This is a genomic window from Gammaproteobacteria bacterium (assembly GCA_040183005.1).
Taxonomy (GTDB): domain Bacteria; phylum Pseudomonadota; class Gammaproteobacteria.
The window spans coordinates 1,248,722-1,265,824 of the sequence record JAMPIW010000007.1; the positions used below are offsets into that span (position 1 = coordinate 1,248,722).

Genomic DNA, 17,103 nt, shown 5'->3' on the forward strand with positions numbered 1-17,103 from the left:
TAGGATGCGGTTCCCGTTGGTCACCGCATCCTACCAAGCTAACCCAGGGTACGCGCTAATGTACCGGGGAGGAAATCTGGCCACGAATTAAATCAGCAATGGCAATGTCACTGGCAAACTCTACAGTTTTGTCGGTATAGTAGTTTGCCCGCGTGTACTGTTTTACACCAATTGCACGCACATCTTCGACTAAAGCTAAAACGTAAGCTGATTCTTTGCGGCGCGCACAATCAAGAAAAATAATCTCGGCCTCCATTAACCGTTGCGCAGATGTTGCAGCAACAATCAATACTGGTCGGGGGACCACCAAGTAAGCATCCACAAAAATGGATTTGCTTTCGTCAGCAGCCACATCGCGGCGCATGATGATATTGGCGGATTTTGCAACTTGTTCAACGATATCCATAATACGCTCACGAAAACCTGAAGTTTGGCGTGTTTGGCGCAAACAGGACAGTGCAACAAGCTGAGAGGCTGCTTCGGCAACTGCAAAAGCTCGCTCGGCGATTGTTATATTATCCGCTAGTGAATAGAGCGTCTCACCATCTTGGTCGCAACATACCCCCAGCAATGATTGCAAATCTGCAATACGTGCTTGCACCCGTTCGGACTCGGGATCAACGCCACTTGCAGCAAGACGAAACAAAGCTTCACCATTATCGTCCAACTGCCAGCCTTGTGATAGGCGGCGGGCAAAAATTACGATGTTATCGCCATCATCAAAATGAAACGGGGTGATTAACTGCCCGCCCTCTGTTGTTTCGCGCCATACCAGCGATTTGCAAAAATCTGGCTTCATGACAGCAACTCGCCTTCGCCCAGTGTAATACCACAACAGCGACAAAAAATACTTACAAGCTGAAGACGGTCTGTCGCGTTGGCTGGGTTTAGACCTTGCGGCGTGTCGAGAGCAAGCTCTGGGGCGCCGGGCAAAAGGCGGTCTAAGTAATCTCGGTCAGTTTGACAGTTAAGCATGATACATGATACGTATCCCTTTGTGGCTGGGATGATAATGCAAAATCGCGAGCGGGAGCAGCCCCCACTAGGCAGCCCGTCTTGAAACAAGTGCGCAAAAAACGCACGGCGCTCCAGAGTGTCACCATCACGCACCAGAAATATAACCAACAAGTTATCGGCAACTTGCGCCGGCCCAGCAACAAGTAAACGCTTACCGCCCATTTTATCCAGTGGCCGAGGTAACCCGCCACGCTTAAGTGGACGGAATTGAATCGCGGTTAGTCGCTTGGCTTGATGTTTAAGCGAGCCCAGTTCCTGTTTACGCATGGTTTGCTCTGTAAATTTATTGAAATTTAGTGGGGCAGTATACTACTTAACCAGGATATTTCTAATATCCGGGCGGCGATTGTGGCGCCAGGTTAAAACAAGTAACCCGGATGAAGCGATAGCGTAATCCGAGGGCTCTCCGTCGCACCCCGAATTGAGTGTTACTCGATCCTGGCCACTTACTATTTTTGGCTCTTCGCGTGATCGTGTGGGTAAATTTCATGTTTTTTAGAGCCTCGGGAGCATAGACGTGAGTATTTTTAGTCGCAGATATTCTTCATCGCGCAGACCATATGCACGGCGTTGGATGACGCGTATCTTATTGTTGAGCCCCTCAACAAAGCCGAGTGAAACTTTATTCTCTGGCTTGCAATAGGCTGCGATCCCATCCCAATGGCGCTCAATCATCTCGGCAAATTTCTCGTAAGGTTTCAGGCGCTGCCACTTCAGGCTGGTTTTCCAATTCTCGAAGAAACGCCGCGCCCATGCTTCGCTCCTGTAATCCCACAACTGGCCAAACGACTCTTTCAGCAGGTACGCCGTGTTCAGCCGTTTGTTCGCTGCCAGCAAAGCCTTCAAAGAACGTCTGCCGTCCAGTGTCATATTTTCGTGATTGGAAAGCAGTACGTATTTCTGCCCCTTAATGTAGCGCCTATCCTTGCCCTGAAGACGTGCATATTCCATCTTTCTGACTTTATCCAGAGCATCGCCGAGATGGCTCATGATGTGGAATTTGTCGAACAGGATGGCCGCCTGCGGGGCGCGTTCGTTGGTTACGTTACGAAAGGGCTTCCACATATCCATCACTGCAAGACAAATGCCTTTGGATTTCTTCTCTCCCAGCCAGTCATAGAACTGTCGCATGCTGTCCTCCGAACGGTCGGCACCGCCAAACCAGATGGGACGACCACGGATCAAGTCGCTGACTACAATGCGATAGGTATGTCCTTTGCGAATCGATATTTCGTCGATGCCAATGGCCTTGGGTGCTGGCGTTCCGGCGCGTTCCAGTTGCGCGGTCATGTATTGCTTGTCCAGTTCCTTGACGGTGTGCCAGTCCAGAAGCAATTCGCGGGCAATGTCCGACACCGTGCTGGCGCGACACCGTCTGCCTACATACCAAGAAAATCGCTTTGTATAGAGTGGGTTGTCGGCGAGAAAGTCGAGTCGTTCGCGTTTCACTTTCCCGCAGTGCCGACAAAGCACCCGTCGAATTTCGATTTCCAGATAGATACGTGTGTCGCCACAGGAGAGGTCGCGAACTCGTCGAAGCCTCTTGTCGTACCAACCAGAGCGCGTTCTGCCGCAACTGTTGCAGGCCGTTTTTTTGAGCGCCGAACGAGCGTGATGATCCGTGCTTTGGAGTCGCCAAAGATGCCGCGTATCTTTTCCAGCGGGCGAAAACAGGGGAATCGGTATGCGTCGAGAATGCGTTTGGGTTTGCGTGAAATAGCCATTGAAAAAACCTCCCATTTTCTGCAACAGGTGCAGGATGCATTTTGCCTGATGCCACAAGGCTTGCGGAGGTTTTCATGTTAAATTTCACCCACTCGATTTCACGAAGACCCCTATTTTTTTTCATATCACACCCCAGTTATCACACGTCCATGGGGTCTACTATCGAGCTTGCAGGCGAGCATTACCACGTTACCTCGCGGGTGTGATCGTCTCATGAACCGGGACACACTCTGAGTACTGCCCTGTCCAATTGCCGTATTTAGGATGATGCAATACGTTCTACTTTTACCTGCGAACTCCTCTCATCCGTTGGCAATAGTCTCTGCCCGTATCGCAAGCCCCTTTGCCACACTGCCAAAACTATCGCCATAGACGATGGGGACGCCTGGAAATTGTTCACGGACGATCTGATTCATCAGGGGAATTTTCGACGTTCCACCGGTCATGAATATCTCATCCGGCGGTGCTTTAGCATGACTACAAGCGGCCTGCATCAGGTGGATAATTTTTCCGATATAGTGATGTATGGTGTGCTCCAATTCCGCCCGACTCACAGATATGTCTATCGGATTTTCAAAGTAATCGAGCGGCACAATCGTATCATCCTTATCGGAAAGCCCGATTTTTCCTAGCTCTGCACTGCGATTGACCCGCATGGATAAATGACCTTCCCTGAGTTCGATGAGCCGCCGAATAGGCACTTGATCAACCGCATCGCGCAAATAGTCGTTGAGCTCCTTCGCCATGGCCCTGCCATAAAATCGGGTCTGGGCTGGGATATCGGTAACAGACAGCGCATCCATGATGCCGCGCTTGGGTACCGGCAATCCCGATTTGAAATGCGTGCCAATACCCAATGCCGGACCAAAGAATGCCTTGGCAAACGACACATCCAGATCGGTACCGCCCAGCCGCTCCCCAGTGGTACTGAGAATGTCGGCCTCTCGATCCGCCTTCATTTTTCTGTCTGGCCCCAGCTTCATCAGGGTGCAATCGGTAGTGCCGCCGCCCGCATCCAACACCAGAACGGTCTTATCGGTAGTGAGCTGATGCTCGTAAGCCACTGCCGCCGCAATCGGTTCATACTCGAAAATAAAATCATTGATCCCTGCCTCAGCGGCTGCGCGACGCATGATGTCCAGCGCGCCCGGTTCAAAGGCGCGCGCGCCGTGGTATTTGACAGGCCTGCCCAGCACGATTAGCTCGGCTTCCGCCCCCAGCGCCCGTTCTGCACTCAACTTGAGGTGGCGCAAAAACACCGCTGTGATCGCTACAAATAATTCAACTTTGTCGGGGTGAAGTTCCACGGCAAGAAAGTTTTTAGGCGATTTAATCAAATACCCAATACTTGGGTCATCCATATGCATACGTAGCGCTTCAGTACCCAGCAGTACCTCAGACGTCCGAATCAGTGATGCGCTCAAGCTCTGTGGTTTACCTCCTTGTTCGGCGTGCAGCAAGGCCTCTCTGCGCACAGCATTACGCGCCATCATTTGGATGCCGGCTTCGTCCAGCGCCTCCAGGCCAGTTGGCTCTATCGAAATACCCGATAGGTGTCCTTCAGTCTGTCGCCTTTGCCTGAGCGCTGCCTGTTCTTCTCGCAGCGATGCGGCAATGATTTCAATGTCGCTATTGGACAGGGTAAGGTGCCGAATCGGTGAACGTGCCACCCACAATACTGAAGGAAGAAAAGCGCTCCCGGACTCGAGCTGAACCAGACAGGGTTCGCCATCATGTACAAACGATGCGGCACAATTTGAGGTGCCATAGTCGATAGCGATTGTTTTCATATTGGCAGGGATTGCAAATTAAACGAGGGGTGATGAGAATAATTCAATGGCGAACTGGCCCATCGCTTGTTTCCAGCCTCAGTAGCCTGCTCTCAACGTCGAGGTTTTCTGACCTCTGCTATCAGCCCCTCGGCGGCGGCCTCGATCAGGTCCAACACGCGCTCAAATCCGGTGAGTCCGCCATAATACGGATCGGGCACTTCCTTCTCACTGAGGTGCGGGGCGTATTCCAGAAACAGCTTGAGTTTGTGCTGATAACCCGGTGGGCAAACCGCGCGCAAGTTATCCAGGTTTTCCTCATCCATCGCCAGAATATAATCAAAGCTGTCAAAATCTGTCACGTCTACCCGGCGCGCGCGTTGTGCGCTGAGATCAACCCCGCGCCGCAACGCCGCTACCTGGGAACGACGGTCCGGCTCATGTCCAATGTGATAGGCGTGCGTACCCGCCGAATCGATCTCGACGATGGATTCCAGGCCATGCTGGCTCACCAGATTCCGAAACACACCCTCAGCCGTCGGCGAACGGCAGATATTACCCATGCAAACGAATAAAACACGTACCATTTTCTACTCCGGAATACGGTGGTTTAACTTTAAAAAACTATATGAACCGCAGAGCGCGCGGAGAGCGCAAAGAAATTCATATGGTTAGCGTAAGGCGCACTTTCACCCAGCGGGTGACTCGACACAACTTGCCAAGGTCTTTTTTCTCTGCGTTCTCCGTGCGCTCTGCGGTGAATCGCCGTTTTTAAGCCTTACCTTGCTTTTCAATCTGACTACTTCTAGCATAGGATCATGACGTACTACCCCGAACACACGCCCTCTTACTCCCTGACGCAATTGCGCGGCCTGATCGGCCTGCATGTTCACTATAACGGCGCGCGCTGCCAGATTATTGAAGTGCTGGAGGATGAGCCAGCGCTAATCCTTCAGGATTGCGAGAGGCACACCATGATCCAGCCGGATCAGCTCGGCGAGGCCCACCGCCGTGTGCCCTCTACCTTTACCATCCCTGTCCTGAACGGCGATAAAACCGAGCTCAATCCGGTGTTTTTGGACCTGAATTTGCTGGGCGCTTAATCTTCAAGCACCCGCCGCACCCGCAGCAAGTCCTCCCCCGTATCAACGCCAATCCCCGGCGGCGCCAACGCCTCGGCGACATGAATCTTACGGCCCTGCCACAAGGCTCTTAGCTGCTCCAGGGATTCAGTCTGTTCCAGCACGCACGGCGGCCATTGGACATAGTCCTGGAGGAAGGCGGCGTGATAGGCATACAGGCCGATATGCCGGTAGTGTTCGGAGCGGGCAGGCAGTTCGCCGGTAGTTGCGGTGAAGGCATCGCGATCCCAGGGGATGGCGGCGCGGCTAAAATAGAGGGCGTAATTCTGTTGATCCATCACGACCTTGACAAGATGGGGATCGAACAGCTCGCCTGCGGTCTTGATGCGCTCGCACAATGTGGCGATGCTGGCCTGCGAGTGTGCTTGCAGGTTTTCGGCGACCTGACGGATCAGCGCGGGCGGCATGAGGGGTTCGTCGCCTTGCAGGTTGACGATGATTTGATCGCCGGCATAGCCCATCAGCCGCGCCACTTCAGCGAGGCGGTCAGTGCCGGAGGGGTGATGCGCTGCCGTCATGCACACATGCGCACCAAAGCCTAGCGCTACGCTGCGGATGCGCTCGTCATCGGTGGCCACCACCACTTCGGCAGCACCGCTTTCCAGCGCGCGCTCATAGACGTGCTGAATCATGGGCTTGCCGCCAATCTCAAGTAGCGGCTTGCCGGGTAACCGGGTGGACGCGTGACGTGCGGGAATGATGACGCGGAACATTGTCAGACTTCCTCGTCCGCTCCAAGTTTACGCGCCTCTTCTTCGAGCATGACGGGGATTTCGTCGCGGATTGGATAGGCCAGGCGATCCGCCTTGCAGATGAGTTCCGCTTCTGCCTTTTTGTAAACGAGCGGACTCTTGCAGATGGGGCACACAAGAATATCGAGTAATTTTTTATCCATTTTTCACCTTCTTCAATGTGAGAACCTGTTCACGATCTCGATCAAGGGATGCAGTGCAAGGCAAAATCGAACGAAAAAGCGGAGCATACACGAACTATGTGAGCATTTTGAGTTCGATTTTAACGCCGCAATGCGCTCTTCAGCGAGATCGTGAACAGGTTCTTAGCAAGTTAAGTAATCGCTTACCAAACCCCTCATCCAGCTCTGCATCCACCGGCAGATACCAGTGCTGCGCACCGGCAAACCTGCGGCATTTTGCCGCGTCTTTTTCAGTCATGATAACAGGCGCATTGTCGCCGAATTGAATATCCTGCGCCACAAACGGATGGTGATCCGGGAAAACATGTTCGATGATGGTCATTCCGAGACTTTTAAGGTGCTCAAAAAACCGCGACGGATGGCCAATGCCTGCAACCGCGTGGATAACCTGCCCCTGAAAATCCGTGGGTTGGCGCGTCATGGATTCATCGCATAAATTACGGATCAAGCCGCTACGCAGTCGCATGGAAAACTGGCCTTGCCCTGCCTGCCCGTTGTTCACCACGACCAGATCCACGCTCTTTAATCGGCCTTGTGGCTCGCGCAATGGCCCTGCTGGCAGACAATAACCATTGCCGAAGCGGCGCGTGCCGTCGATCACTGCGATTTCTATATCACGGCCCAGCGCATAATGTTGCAAACCATCGTCGGAGATAATAATGTCGCACGCCGCACTTTCCAGCACCTTTCTGGCTGCGGCAACGCGATTTGGCGCAACTGCCATCGGGCATCCGCATCGCCGCGCCAACAGCACAGCCTCATCCCCCACCAGCGCGGGGTCACTACCTGCATTCACCAATTGTGGCCACTGGCAGGCCTTGCCACCATAGCCGCGACTGACAATAGCGGGCGAATATCCAGCCTGTTCGAGATGCCCAACCAACCACGCCACCAACGGCGTTTTGCCAGTACCACCGACACTGATATTTCCAATCACAATTACCGGCACGGGCAGCCGCGTGACCTTGCGCAATCCGGCGCGATAGGCCATGCGGCGCAGCATGACCACCAGACAGAACAGCCAGGACAGGGGCGCCAGCAATACCGATATGGGATTATTGCTGTACCAATAATGATCCAGCCGCTGCATGCGCGTTAACTGATCTCCGCAGCAAACTGCATGCGATGCAGATTGGCGTAATGCCCGCCACACGCCAGCAGTTCGGTGTGCCCGCCCTGCTCCACGATCTGCCCGGCATCCATCACCACAATCACATCCGCCTGTTCAATGGTGGACAGCCGGTGGGCGATAATCAACGTGGTACGGTTGCGCACAAGCTGGGCAAGCGCAGCCTGGATCATGCGCTCTGATTCGGTATCCAGCGAGGCCGTGGCCTCATCGAGAATCAGCACAGGCGCGTCCTTCAGCAGAGCACGGGCAATCGCCAGACGTTGCCGCTGACCGCCGGACAACATCATGCCCTTCTCACCGACAATGGTCTGCAAACCCTCCGGCAGCTTACGAATAAACCCCATCGCATGCGCCGCCTCGGCGGCACGAATGATATCTGTCTCGCTCACATCACTCCAGCGTCCATATGCAATGTTATTGGCGATAGTGTCATTGAACAGGGTCACATCCTGGCCCACAAGTGCGATTTGATTGCGCAGGTCTTCAAGCTTGAAGTCGCGGATATCGCAACCATCGAGCGTGATACGGCCTGTAGTCAGGTCATAAAAACGCGGCAGCAGGCTGACCAGCGTTGTTTTACCACTACCGGAGCGTCCGACAAATGCGACTGTCTGGCCGGGTTCGATCTTCAGGCTGATATTTTCCAGCACCCTGCCCTTCGTTGAGTCATAGCTAAACGAGACATTGCCGTATTCGATGGCGCCACGCGCACGCTCGATGCGTACCGTGCCGGTATCTTTTTCCGCCTCACAATCCAGCAGGCCAAAAATGCTTTCCGAGGCAACGATGCCGCGCTGAATCGAGGAATGAATAGTGGTCAGGCGCTTGAGCGGTGTAAGCAGCATGGTCATGGCAACGATGAACGACATAAACGTGCCCACCGTAATCGTTGCCAGCATGGAATCCATGGTCGCCAAATAGATGATGCCAGCCAGCGCAGCCCCCGCAACCAGCTGAACCAAAGGGACACTCGCTTCCCGCGTCGCCGTCATTTTCATGTGCTGACGCCGGTTGACTGCGTTCACGTTGTCAAAAATTTCCGCCTGGTGGCGCTGACCGCCAAAAATCTTGATGACACGCTGCCCTTCAATAGTCTGGCCCACCGCCTCGGTAACACCGCCCATGCTTGCCTGGATGCGGCCACTGATGCGCCGGAAACGCCTATTCACATAGACCACCAGTAATGCGATGAGAGGGCCGGTCAACATAAAGGTAATGGCCAGCATCCAGTTCAGGTAAAACATCCAGGCCAGCAGGCCGGCGATGGTCAAGGTATCCCGCACAACAACGGTCAACACACTGGTGGATGCCTCCGCGACCTGCTCCACATCATAGACCAACTTTGAAATCAACTGCCCTGAGGAACTTTTGTCATAGAACCCGGCAGGCAGACGCAGCATATGCTCGAACATCTCCCGGCGCAGATTATTGATCACCTGCCGCCCCACCCAGGTCATCCCATAGGAGGATAAAAATCCACTGACACCGCGCAGAATAAACAATCCGATAATCGCCAGCGGGATGATGCGGATGGTATCCGGGTCTTTGTTTACAAAGCTGCCATCCAGCATGGGCTTCATCAGCGCGGCAAATCCGGTGTCGGTGGCCGCCAGAATCACCATGGCGATGATAGAGATAGCGAAGATTTTCCAGTAGGGCCGCGCATATCCAAGCAGGCGGCGATATACCATGGAGATGCTCGGGGAGGATGAATCAGTCATTATTAATTATCGGTGATCTGGCTTTTTTGTGGTGGCCAGTGAAAGGTGCGTGAAACCAAGCTGGCCTGCGGCATCCATGGCGGTAACAACGGCTTGGTGCGCGGTCTTGGCGTCGGCACTGATCAGTAGTGGAATTTTTGCGTCATCACCTGCCGCCGCGCGAATCGCCTGTTTCAGGGTTTCAATCTGGGTATTGATCACCCGTTGCTGATTGACGTAGAAACGCCCTTCAGCGTCAATGGTAATTTCCAGCGGTTTTTTCGACTCCTGACGATGCTCGGCGGAGGCCTCCGGCAGATCAAGGGTAATCGCAGACTGCTTATTGAACGTGGTGGAAAGCATAAAAAACACCACCAGCAGGAGCGCTACATCAACCAGCGGGATAAGGTTGACATCGGGTTCTTCTCTGCGGGATTTGCGGAAATTCACGCGCTCTTCTTCCGCACCACTGGCGTGGCCTCTTTTTCGCCGTCGCGCTCGCCGTGCAGCATCTCAACCATTTTAAGGGATTCTTGTTCCATGTAGACCACCAGCTCGTCCACACGTCCGCGAAAGTAGCGGTAAAACATCAGACTGGGAATCGCCACCACCAGACCCGCAGCAGTGGTGATCAACGCTTCGGAAATACCCCCGGCCAGCAGTGCGGGACTGCCCATGCCTTCCCCCCCGGAAATGGCGTGAAAAGCCCGGATGATGCCCGTCACCGTGCCCAGCAGCCCCAGCAGCGGCGAAATCGCCGCAATCGTGCCCAGCGTGTTCAGGTAGCGCTCCAGCTCCGGCACCACCTGGCGGCCCACGTCCTCAATCGCCTCCTTCATGATCGTGCGGTCACGGCGCAGATTAATCAAACCGGCAGCGAGGATGCGACCCAGCGGAGAGTCATTGCGCAACGCGGCAACATGGCTGGCATCGAGCTGACCGTCCTTTACCCATTGCCAGATCTGCGGCACCAGGCGCGAGGGGCAAATGCGTTTTCTCTGCAACGACCATAGCCGTTCACCGATGATCGCCAGCGCGGCAATGGAGCACAATATGATTGGCGCCATCACCCAGCCGCCGGCTTTGACTATTTCAAACACGCAGAATTCCTTGCTAGATCACTCTTGATGGCACAACCCGGTAATAATACTTTATTCAAGAGGGTAGTCATAGCAAATCACATCACAAGAAACACAGCGTGCGGCGCTATATTTTGTGATGGCGTTTTAGGCACCTCGGGGAGGTTAAATTCGCGCGTGGCGGCGAGTTTGACGGGGCCAAACTAGAAACGGCAATTGACCGCACTATGGCCCCCTCTCACACTCCTTTTTCAAGAGGAGAAACTACCTTCGACTCGTCAGCGATGAGGCTTAAATAGCCCTGGTGGACAGGCTGCCAAAGACGCCCGCAACAGGTGGAGCCTTGTTTGCGCAGACGCTCAATCCGCCGGATGCCTCAGCACAATCGTATCCGCGCGGTCCGGGCCAGTGGAAATGATGTCTATTGGCGTCTCGACTATCGCTTCGATGCGCCTGAGATAGGCACGCGCATTCTCGGGCAATTCATCGTAATACTTGATGCCCACGGTAGACTCTGTCCACCCCGGCATGTCGATATATACCGGCTCACAGGTGGCAAACGCCTCGGCGCCCACGGGCGGGGTGAGCCGCTCCACGCCGCCGCAGCGGTAGCCGACACACAGCCGTATTGTGTCCAGCCCATCCAGCACATCAAGTTTGGTGATGCACAAACCGGAGACGCTGTTGATCTGCAAGGTGCGGCGCAAGGCCACGGCATCGAACCAGCCGCAACGGCGTGCGCGGCCGGTGGTGGAGCCGAATTCATGGCCACGCTTGGATAAATGTTCGCCCATCTCATCGAACAATTCGGTGGGGAACGGGCCGGAGCCGACGCGCGTGGTATAGGCTTTGGTGATACCGAGGATATAATCGAGGTCGCGCGGCCCCATGCCGGTTCCAGTGGCCGCACCGCCCGCCGTGGTATTGGAAGAGGTGACAAAGGGATAGGTCCCGTGATCAATGTCCAGCAATGCCCCTTGGGCACCCTCGAACAGCACGCTTTCGCCACGACCACGATACTGATGCAGCAACTCCGTCACGTCCGCCACCATCGGCTTGAGGTAGTCGGCCATGGCCAGCGTCTCATCAAGCACCTGCTGAAAATCAATAGCATCGATCTTGAAATAATTCTGTAGCACAAAATTGTGATAATCCAGCACTTCACCGAGCTTGGCGGCAAATCGCTCGCGGTGGAACAAGTCGCCCAGACGCAACGCGCGGCGCGCCACCTTGTCTTCATACGCCGGACCGATGCCGCGACCGGTGGTGCCTATCGCCGCCGCACCGCGCGCAATCTCGCGCGCACGATCCAGTGCCACGTGATAGGGCAGAATTAGCGGGCATGCCTCACTGATTTTCAGGCGCTCACGCGCGGGTACGCCGCGCTTTTCAAGCATGGTGATCTCTTCGCGCAACGCCTGTGGGGAGAGCACGACGCCATTGCCGATCAGGCATGAAACATTCTCACGCAGAATGCCGGAGGGAATCAGGTGCAGGACGGTTTTATCGCCGTCAATGACCAGCGTGTGGCCTGCATTATGCCCGCCCTGAAAACGCACCACAGCGCCGACGCGGTCGGTGAGCAGATCCACGATCTTGCCCTTGCCTTCATCGCCCCATTGCGTGCCTATAACAACAACATTCTTGCCCATGTGCTTTCTCGACTTAATTTTTGCAGGTATTGATACAAGCCATTACAAAGAAACAACCGTCCATTTGCCCTCGCGCCGCTCCAGAATACGGTCACAGCCCATCTCGCGGATATCACCTCCAGCGCCTGGCAAGGCATGGATAACCCGTTCACCGCGTTGACGAAGCTCGCGCACCAGCGCTTGCAGGCTCTGATCGTCAGCATTATCGTCGGGCGCCAGAATCGCGCGCACCTGGTAAGGCGTGACGGCGCTCAGGGAAATCAGGGTGTTAAGGTCGGCGCTAAATCCCGTGGCTGGACGGGCACGTCCGAAGACCTTGCCGATGTCGTCATAACGTCCGCCGCGCGCAATCTCCTGACCATGGCCCGGTACAAACGCCGCATATACCAGACCTGTCTGATAGTGATAACCACGCAGCTCGGCAAGATCAAAATGCAGCGGGGTGGAGGGCATACGACGACGCGCCAGGGCGGCGATTTGCCGCAGGTTATCCAGTGCGGCCAGCACCCTATCACCGGCGGCGCTGAGCGCAACGCTCGCCTCAGCCAGCACCTCTTCACCACCATTCAGATCTACCAGGCAGGTCAATCTCCGGCGCTGCTCCGGACTCATCGCAAGCTGCGCCAGCAATTCCTCTATTTCAGGTTTGGCCTTGCGTTGCAAGGCGTTAAACAGGGCCATTTCCTGCTCGCGCTCAAGCCCGGCATCATGCGTCAGGGCGCGGAAGATGCCGACGTGGCCAAGATCGATATGCGCCTGCTTGATGCCAGTTGCAGAAAGCATCTCCACCATTAGGTGCAGCACTTCGACATCGCTCTCGATACCGGCGTGACCATAGAGTTCGGCGCCGATTTGCAACGGGCTGCGGCTGCGGGTAAAGCCGGACGGATAGGTGCGCAGTACCGTGTCGATGTAACACAGGCGGGTGGGCGCTTCGCGCTTGAGGCGATGGGCATCAATGCGCGCCACCTGTGGCGTCATATCGGCACGCACACCCATCAGACGGCCCGTCAACTGGTCGATAAGCTTGAAGGTCTGCACATCGAGATCATCGCCGGTGCCGATCAACAGCGATTCGAGATATTCGATCAGTGGCGGGATAACCAGCTCGTAACCCCAGCCATGGAACAAATCGAGCAAATCCCGGCGCAATCTTTCAAGGTGTTCGGCCTGCTGCGGCAGAACTTCCTCTATGCCCTCGGGCAACAGCCAGCGGTCTTTCTCTGAAAAGGAACGATCAATCATTGGGAGTCAAATCTGGCCAAAAATACAGACAGCGGAATGGATGGGCATGGTATTTTCAAGAAGGAGCACAGGAGAAGCAGGCATAAGAATACCAAAAATCCAGCTAGCGAACCAGACTCAGCACGATAACACCCAGCACCATACTGACTAAGCCCGCGATACGCAACGAGCGGTCATCCATCTGCGTGATAAGCAGCATGGTCCGGCGCATACCCTGGGGATTGAGAAACGGCATGACACCTTCAAGTACCAGCACCAACGCGACCGCTGCCAGGAAATCTTGCCACATTAACCCTCCCCGGCCGAGACCACACAAAAGGGGTGGCGACGGTTTTTATTCGCCACACACCCCCCTTGCTTGTTTATCCTGCACAAAAATTACTTGGGGTTCGAGCTCTTGAAATACTTGAAGAACTCCGAACCAGGATCAAGGACAACCATATCGTTCTGGTCTTTAAACGTCGCTTTGTAGGCATTAATACTGCGGTAGAAAGCATAGAACTCAGGGTTCTTTTTGAATGCCTGGGCATAAATATCGGACGCCTGGGCGTCGCCTTCACCACGTGTGCGCTCCGCCTCGCGATAGGCCTCGGCAACGATCACGGCGCGCTGGCGATCTGCATCAGCGCGGATGCGCTCTGCCGCTTCAGCACCTCGCGAACGCAGGTCCTTGGCTACTCGTGAACGTTCCGCCACCATGCGCTGAAACACCGAGCTACTGACCTCTTCCGGCAAATCAATGCGCTTGATGCGCACGTCGACAACACTTATGCCGAACTCCTTGGCTTGCTTGTTGGAATTGGCAGTCAGAATCGCCATGATCTGCTCACGCTCACCCGATATCACTTCCTGAATGGTGCGCTTGCCGAATTCATCACGCAGGCCATTTTTGATAAGCTGGGCCAGACGCACGTTGGCACGCTCTTCATCGCCACCCATGGTGGTGTAATAGCGAGCCACATCGCTGATCTTCCATTTGACGAAAGAATCAACGATCACATTCTTCTTTTCCGCCGTCAGATAGCGCTCAGGCGCCGCTTCCAGGGTAAGAATGCGCGCATCAAACTTGCGGACATTATTGATAAAAGGGAATTTAAAATGCAGCCCCGGTGCAAAGTCGGAATCCACCACCTCACCAAGACGAAACAGTACGGCGCGCTGCTGTTCACCCACAGTAAACACCGACATCGAGCCTATTATCAGCACGGCGCCGATCAGGCCAATCAAGCCAAATATTTTTTTCTGGTCCATTAACGTTGCTCCCGTGCACGTACATTGTCACGCGCGCGACCGGCATCCGAAGGGATCACCGACGAGCCGTCCGGTATCTGCGCCGGCTCAATGGCCGAACTGCCGGAAGCGGCGCCACCGGCCTGCCGCTGGGTCATGCGATCCAACGGTAGATACAGAAGATTGTTACCGCCTTTCACATCCACCATCACCTTGCTGCTCTTTGACAGCACAGACTCCATGGCTTCGATATAGAGACGGTCACGCATCACTTTGGGTGCCTTTTGATACTCCGTCAACACCTGCTCAAAACGGCTGGCCTCACCTTTTGCCTGTGCCACCACCTGGGCTTTATAGCCATTCGCCTCTTCTATCTGGCGAGCCGCGCCGCCGCGCGCCTTGGGGATCACGTCATTGGCATAGGCCTCGGCCTCGTTGATCAGCCGCTGCTCATCTTCACGCGATTTAACCGCATCCAGAAAGGCGCTCTGCACCTCCTCCGGAGGCTGGGCATCCTGCATGTTGAGGCTGCTGACTAACAAACCGGCGCCATAGCGATCCAGCGTTTTCTGAATCAGCTCGATAGCGCGGGCGCCAATCTCGCTACGCCCCTCTTTGAGTACGAAATCCATGTTGTTTTTGCCCACGACATCACGTACTGCGCTTTCCGTCGCTTGGCGCAGGGCAGCATCGGGATCACGGGTATTAAACAAATAATCGCGCGCATCCTTGACCTTATATTGCACGGCAAATTTGACATTGATGATGTTTTCATCTTTGGTCAACATCAGGGCCTCGTTCGATACCGAACCGGCCTGGGCGCCCCCGCCTCCACCACCGGAGCGATAGCCGATTTCTACAGTACGGATCTGCTCGACATTGACAACTTGCACCGTCTCAATGGGGGCCGGGATATGCCAATGCGGACCGGGCAAGGTGGTGTCGACATATTGACCAAAGCGCGTCACAACGCCCCGCGTTCCTTCATCAACGATATAAATACCCGTAGCTACCCATACGACTACCGCAACACCTGCAATTATGCCAACAATCTTGGCGGGCGCAGTCCCCGGCCCTTTGGGGCCTTCGGGTCGACCACCACCCTTGCCGCCAAACAAGCCGCCAAGTTTTTGCTGCACCTTGCGAATCATCTCGTCAAGATCAGGTGGAGACTGTTTATTGCCACGATTGCCACCGCGGTTACCCCAAGGGTCGTTATCGCGGGAACCACCCGGTTCATTCCAGGCCATCAGATAGATACTCCATAATATTTTTATTAAAGGTACATCTTACAGTTACAAAAATCTGCAATTTATGCGCATTCCGGACATTCTGTATCAGCGGCTTCCGCGCGCTCTTGCTTTTGACCATCGTCCCATGAATAGTTCGACAATACCTGCCGCAACATGTCCAGCCCTGCGCCCGTCGCGGCGGATAACCAGACCCGCTGCACCCGGCCTTCGGCATCATAATCGACATGTGGGGCACAACTTTCAAGCATATCAATCTTGTTGTAGATCTCAATGCACGGAATGGAGTCAGCTCCGATTTCCTTGAGCACCTCGTTCACCTGCTCGATGCATTCATGACGCTTGTCATTATGCGCATCGATAACATGCAATAACAGAGCCGCCTCACTGGTCTCTTCCAGCGTGGAACGGAACGCCGCTACCAGATTATGGGGCAGATGGCGGATAAATCCTACCGTGTCGGCCAAAATGACAGGATCAGCGCCGGGCAGTTTGACACGCCGCAAGGTAGGGTCCAGCGTAGCGAACAACTGATCCGCCGCATAAACCGTGGAACCCGTCAAGCGGTTGAACAGCGTCGATTTGCCTGCGTTGGTATAACCCACCAGGGATACCGTCTTGATAGCCGCCTTGCGCCTGGCTTTTCTGCGTCCGTCGCGCTGCCCGCCCACCTTTTCGAGGCGCTTGTTGAGCTGCTTGATCCTTTCCGCAACGAGCCGCCGGTCGGTCTCGAGCTGTGTCTCACCTGGGCCGCGCAGGCCAATACCGCCCTTCTGCCGCTCCAAGTGCGTCCAGCCGCGCACCAGTCGCGTGGACAAATGGCGCAACTGCGCCAGCTCGACCTGTAACTTTCCCTCGAACGAATGGGCGCGTTGCGCAAAAATATCCAGGATCAGGCCAACGCGGTCCAGCACCCGGCATTGTAGCAAGCGCTCCAGATTACGCTCCTGGCCTGGCGAAATGGCGTGATTGATGAGCACCACGTCGGCCTTCATGCTTTCGACGCAGGCGCGAATCTCCTCAGCCTTGCCGCTGCCCACAAAATACTTGGGGTCGGGAGTCTGACGGCTGCCGCTAATAACAGCAACGGGTTCGACCCCCGCAGAACGCGCAAGCTCACGAAACTCATCGAGCTCTTCGCGGATCCCTGCCGCGCGAAAATCCACATTGACGAGGATCGCGCGCTCCGCTTTCCGTGAGTGTTCGGGCAAACTCACTCCGGCGAACA

Annotated in this window: 17 protein-coding genes; 1 reads left to right on the forward strand and 16 read right to left on the reverse strand. The window is 55.1% G+C overall.

Annotated elements, in window-relative coordinates:
- Positions 1–55 precede the first annotated feature (55 nt).
- The 4 genes from M3A44_11825 to M3A44_11840 all read right to left on the reverse strand — a co-directional run bounded on the left by M3A44_11825 (position 56) and on the right by M3A44_11840 (position 5,098).
- Positions 56–799: a DUF1828 domain-containing protein gene (locus tag M3A44_11825; protein MEQ6342308.1), complete on the reverse strand. Its 744-nt coding sequence runs from the start codon at positions 797–799 to the stop codon at positions 56–58.
- Between the two features lie 713 nt (positions 800–1,512).
- Positions 1,513–2,799 (reverse strand): ISL3 family transposase, encoded by a 1,287-nt coding sequence (locus tag M3A44_11830; protein ID MEQ6342309.1) that lies wholly within the window; start codon positions 2,797–2,799, stop codon positions 1,513–1,515.
- Between the two features lie 245 nt (positions 2,800–3,044).
- A complete protein-coding gene (gene yegD, locus M3A44_11835) occupies positions 3,045–4,532 on the reverse strand; it encodes a molecular chaperone (protein MEQ6342310.1) in 1,488 nt (495 codons plus the stop codon).
- A gap of 92 nt (positions 4,533–4,624) precedes the next feature.
- Positions 4,625–5,098: a low molecular weight phosphotyrosine protein phosphatase gene (locus M3A44_11840; protein MEQ6342311.1), complete on the reverse strand. Its 474-nt coding sequence runs from the start codon at positions 5,096–5,098 to the stop codon at positions 4,625–4,627.
- Between the two features lie 231 nt (positions 5,099–5,329).
- Here M3A44_11840 and M3A44_11845 point away from each other — a divergent pair, with 231 nt between their 5' ends.
- Positions 5,330–5,614, forward strand: coding sequence for a hypothetical protein (locus M3A44_11845; GenBank protein ID MEQ6342312.1), 285 nt, complete (start codon positions 5,330–5,332; stop codon positions 5,612–5,614).
- Here M3A44_11845 and kdsB read toward each other — a convergent pair.
- From kdsB to hflX, 12 genes are all read right to left on the reverse strand, one after another.
- Positions 5,611–6,366, reverse strand: coding sequence for a 3-deoxy-manno-octulosonate cytidylyltransferase (gene kdsB / locus M3A44_11850; GenBank protein ID MEQ6342313.1), 756 nt, complete (start codon positions 6,364–6,366; stop codon positions 5,611–5,613). The two genes, M3A44_11845 and kdsB, sit on opposite strands and share 4 nt — an antisense overlap.
- A gap of 2 nt (positions 6,367–6,368) precedes the next feature.
- A complete protein-coding gene (locus tag M3A44_11855) occupies positions 6,369–6,548 on the reverse strand; it encodes a Trm112 family protein (protein ID MEQ6342314.1) in 180 nt (59 codons plus the stop codon).
- Positions 6,549–6,687: 139 nt separating this feature from the next.
- Positions 6,688–7,677: a tetraacyldisaccharide 4'-kinase gene (gene lpxK, locus M3A44_11860; GenBank protein ID MEQ6342315.1), complete on the reverse strand. Its 990-nt coding sequence runs from the start codon at positions 7,675–7,677 to the stop codon at positions 6,688–6,690.
- A 5-nt stretch (positions 7,678–7,682) separates the two neighbouring features.
- Positions 7,683–9,440, reverse strand: coding sequence for a lipid A export permease/ATP-binding protein MsbA (msbA, locus tag M3A44_11865; protein MEQ6342316.1), 1,758 nt, complete (start codon positions 9,438–9,440; stop codon positions 7,683–7,685).
- 6 nt (positions 9,441–9,446) lie between these two features.
- Positions 9,447–9,869, reverse strand: a complete 423-nt coding sequence (locus M3A44_11870; GenBank protein ID MEQ6342317.1) for a biopolymer transporter ExbD — start codon at positions 9,867–9,869, stop codon at positions 9,447–9,449.
- Positions 9,866–10,519 (reverse strand): MotA/TolQ/ExbB proton channel family protein, encoded by a 654-nt coding sequence (locus tag M3A44_11875; GenBank protein MEQ6342318.1) that lies wholly within the window; start codon positions 10,517–10,519, stop codon positions 9,866–9,868. Before M3A44_11875 ends, M3A44_11870 begins: the two co-directional genes overlap by 4 nt.
- A 338-nt stretch (positions 10,520–10,857) precedes the next feature.
- On the reverse strand, positions 10,858–12,150 hold the full coding sequence (locus M3A44_11880) for an adenylosuccinate synthase (protein ID MEQ6342319.1): 1,293 nt from the start codon (positions 12,148–12,150) through the stop codon (positions 10,858–10,860).
- Positions 12,151–12,192: 42 nt separating this feature from the next.
- On the reverse strand, positions 12,193–13,395 hold the full coding sequence (locus M3A44_11885; protein ID MEQ6342320.1) for an ATP phosphoribosyltransferase regulatory subunit: 1,203 nt from the start codon (positions 13,393–13,395) through the stop codon (positions 12,193–12,195).
- A 103-nt stretch (positions 13,396–13,498) separates the two neighbouring features.
- Entirely contained in the window at positions 13,499–13,684 is a 186-nt protein-coding gene (locus M3A44_11890; GenBank protein MEQ6342321.1) for a DUF2065 domain-containing protein, read from the reverse strand.
- An 89-nt stretch (positions 13,685–13,773) separates the two neighbouring features.
- Positions 13,774–14,646: a protease modulator HflC gene (hflC, locus tag M3A44_11895; GenBank protein MEQ6342322.1), complete on the reverse strand. Its 873-nt coding sequence runs from the start codon at positions 14,644–14,646 to the stop codon at positions 13,774–13,776.
- Positions 14,646–15,875 (reverse strand): FtsH protease activity modulator HflK, encoded by a 1,230-nt coding sequence (hflK, locus tag M3A44_11900; protein ID MEQ6342323.1) that lies wholly within the window; start codon positions 15,873–15,875, stop codon positions 14,646–14,648. The genes hflC and hflK overlap by 1 nt, the downstream gene beginning before the upstream one ends.
- A gap of 62 nt (positions 15,876–15,937) precedes the next feature.
- A complete protein-coding gene (hflX, locus tag M3A44_11905; GenBank protein ID MEQ6342324.1) occupies positions 15,938–17,086 on the reverse strand; it encodes a GTPase HflX in 1,149 nt (382 codons plus the stop codon).
- Positions 17,087–17,103 lie beyond the last annotated feature (17 nt).

Excerpts from the sequence above, each read along its gene's own strand:
- M3A44_11825 (MEQ6342308.1), bottom strand. The coding sequence starts at position 799 with ATGAAGCCAGATTTTTGCAAATCGCTGGTATGGCGCGAAACAACAGAG.
- yegD (MEQ6342310.1), bottom strand. The coding sequence starts at position 4,532 with ATGAAAACAATCGCTATCGACTATGGCACCTCAAATTGTGCCGCATCG.
- M3A44_11840 (MEQ6342311.1), bottom strand. The coding sequence starts at position 5,098 with ATGGTACGTGTTTTATTCGTTTGCATGGGTAATATCTGCCGTTCGCCG.
- M3A44_11845 (MEQ6342312.1), top strand. The coding sequence starts at position 5,330 with ATGACGTACTACCCCGAACACACGCCCTCTTACTCCCTGACGCAATTG.
- kdsB (MEQ6342313.1), bottom strand. The coding sequence starts at position 6,366 with ATGTTCCGCGTCATCATTCCCGCACGTCACGCGTCCACCCGGTTACCC.
- M3A44_11855 (MEQ6342314.1), bottom strand. The coding sequence starts at position 6,548 with ATGGATAAAAAATTACTCGATATTCTTGTGTGCCCCATCTGCAAGAGT.
- lpxK (MEQ6342315.1), bottom strand. The coding sequence starts at position 7,677 with ATGCAGCGGCTGGATCATTATTGGTACAGCAATAATCCCATATCGGTA.
- msbA (MEQ6342316.1), bottom strand. The coding sequence starts at position 9,440 with ATGACTGATTCATCCTCCCCGAGCATCTCCATGGTATATCGCCGCCTG.
- M3A44_11880 (MEQ6342319.1), bottom strand. The coding sequence starts at position 12,150 with ATGGGCAAGAATGTTGTTGTTATAGGCACGCAATGGGGCGATGAAGGC.
- M3A44_11885 (MEQ6342320.1), bottom strand. The coding sequence starts at position 13,395 with ATGATTGATCGTTCCTTTTCAGAGAAAGACCGCTGGCTGTTGCCCGAG.
- M3A44_11890 (MEQ6342321.1), bottom strand. The coding sequence starts at position 13,684 with ATGTGGCAAGATTTCCTGGCAGCGGTCGCGTTGGTGCTGGTACTTGAA.
- hflC (MEQ6342322.1), bottom strand. The coding sequence starts at position 14,646 with ATGGACCAGAAAAAAATATTTGGCTTGATTGGCCTGATCGGCGCCGTG.
- hflK (MEQ6342323.1), bottom strand. The coding sequence starts at position 15,875 with ATGGCCTGGAATGAACCGGGTGGTTCCCGCGATAACGACCCTTGGGGT.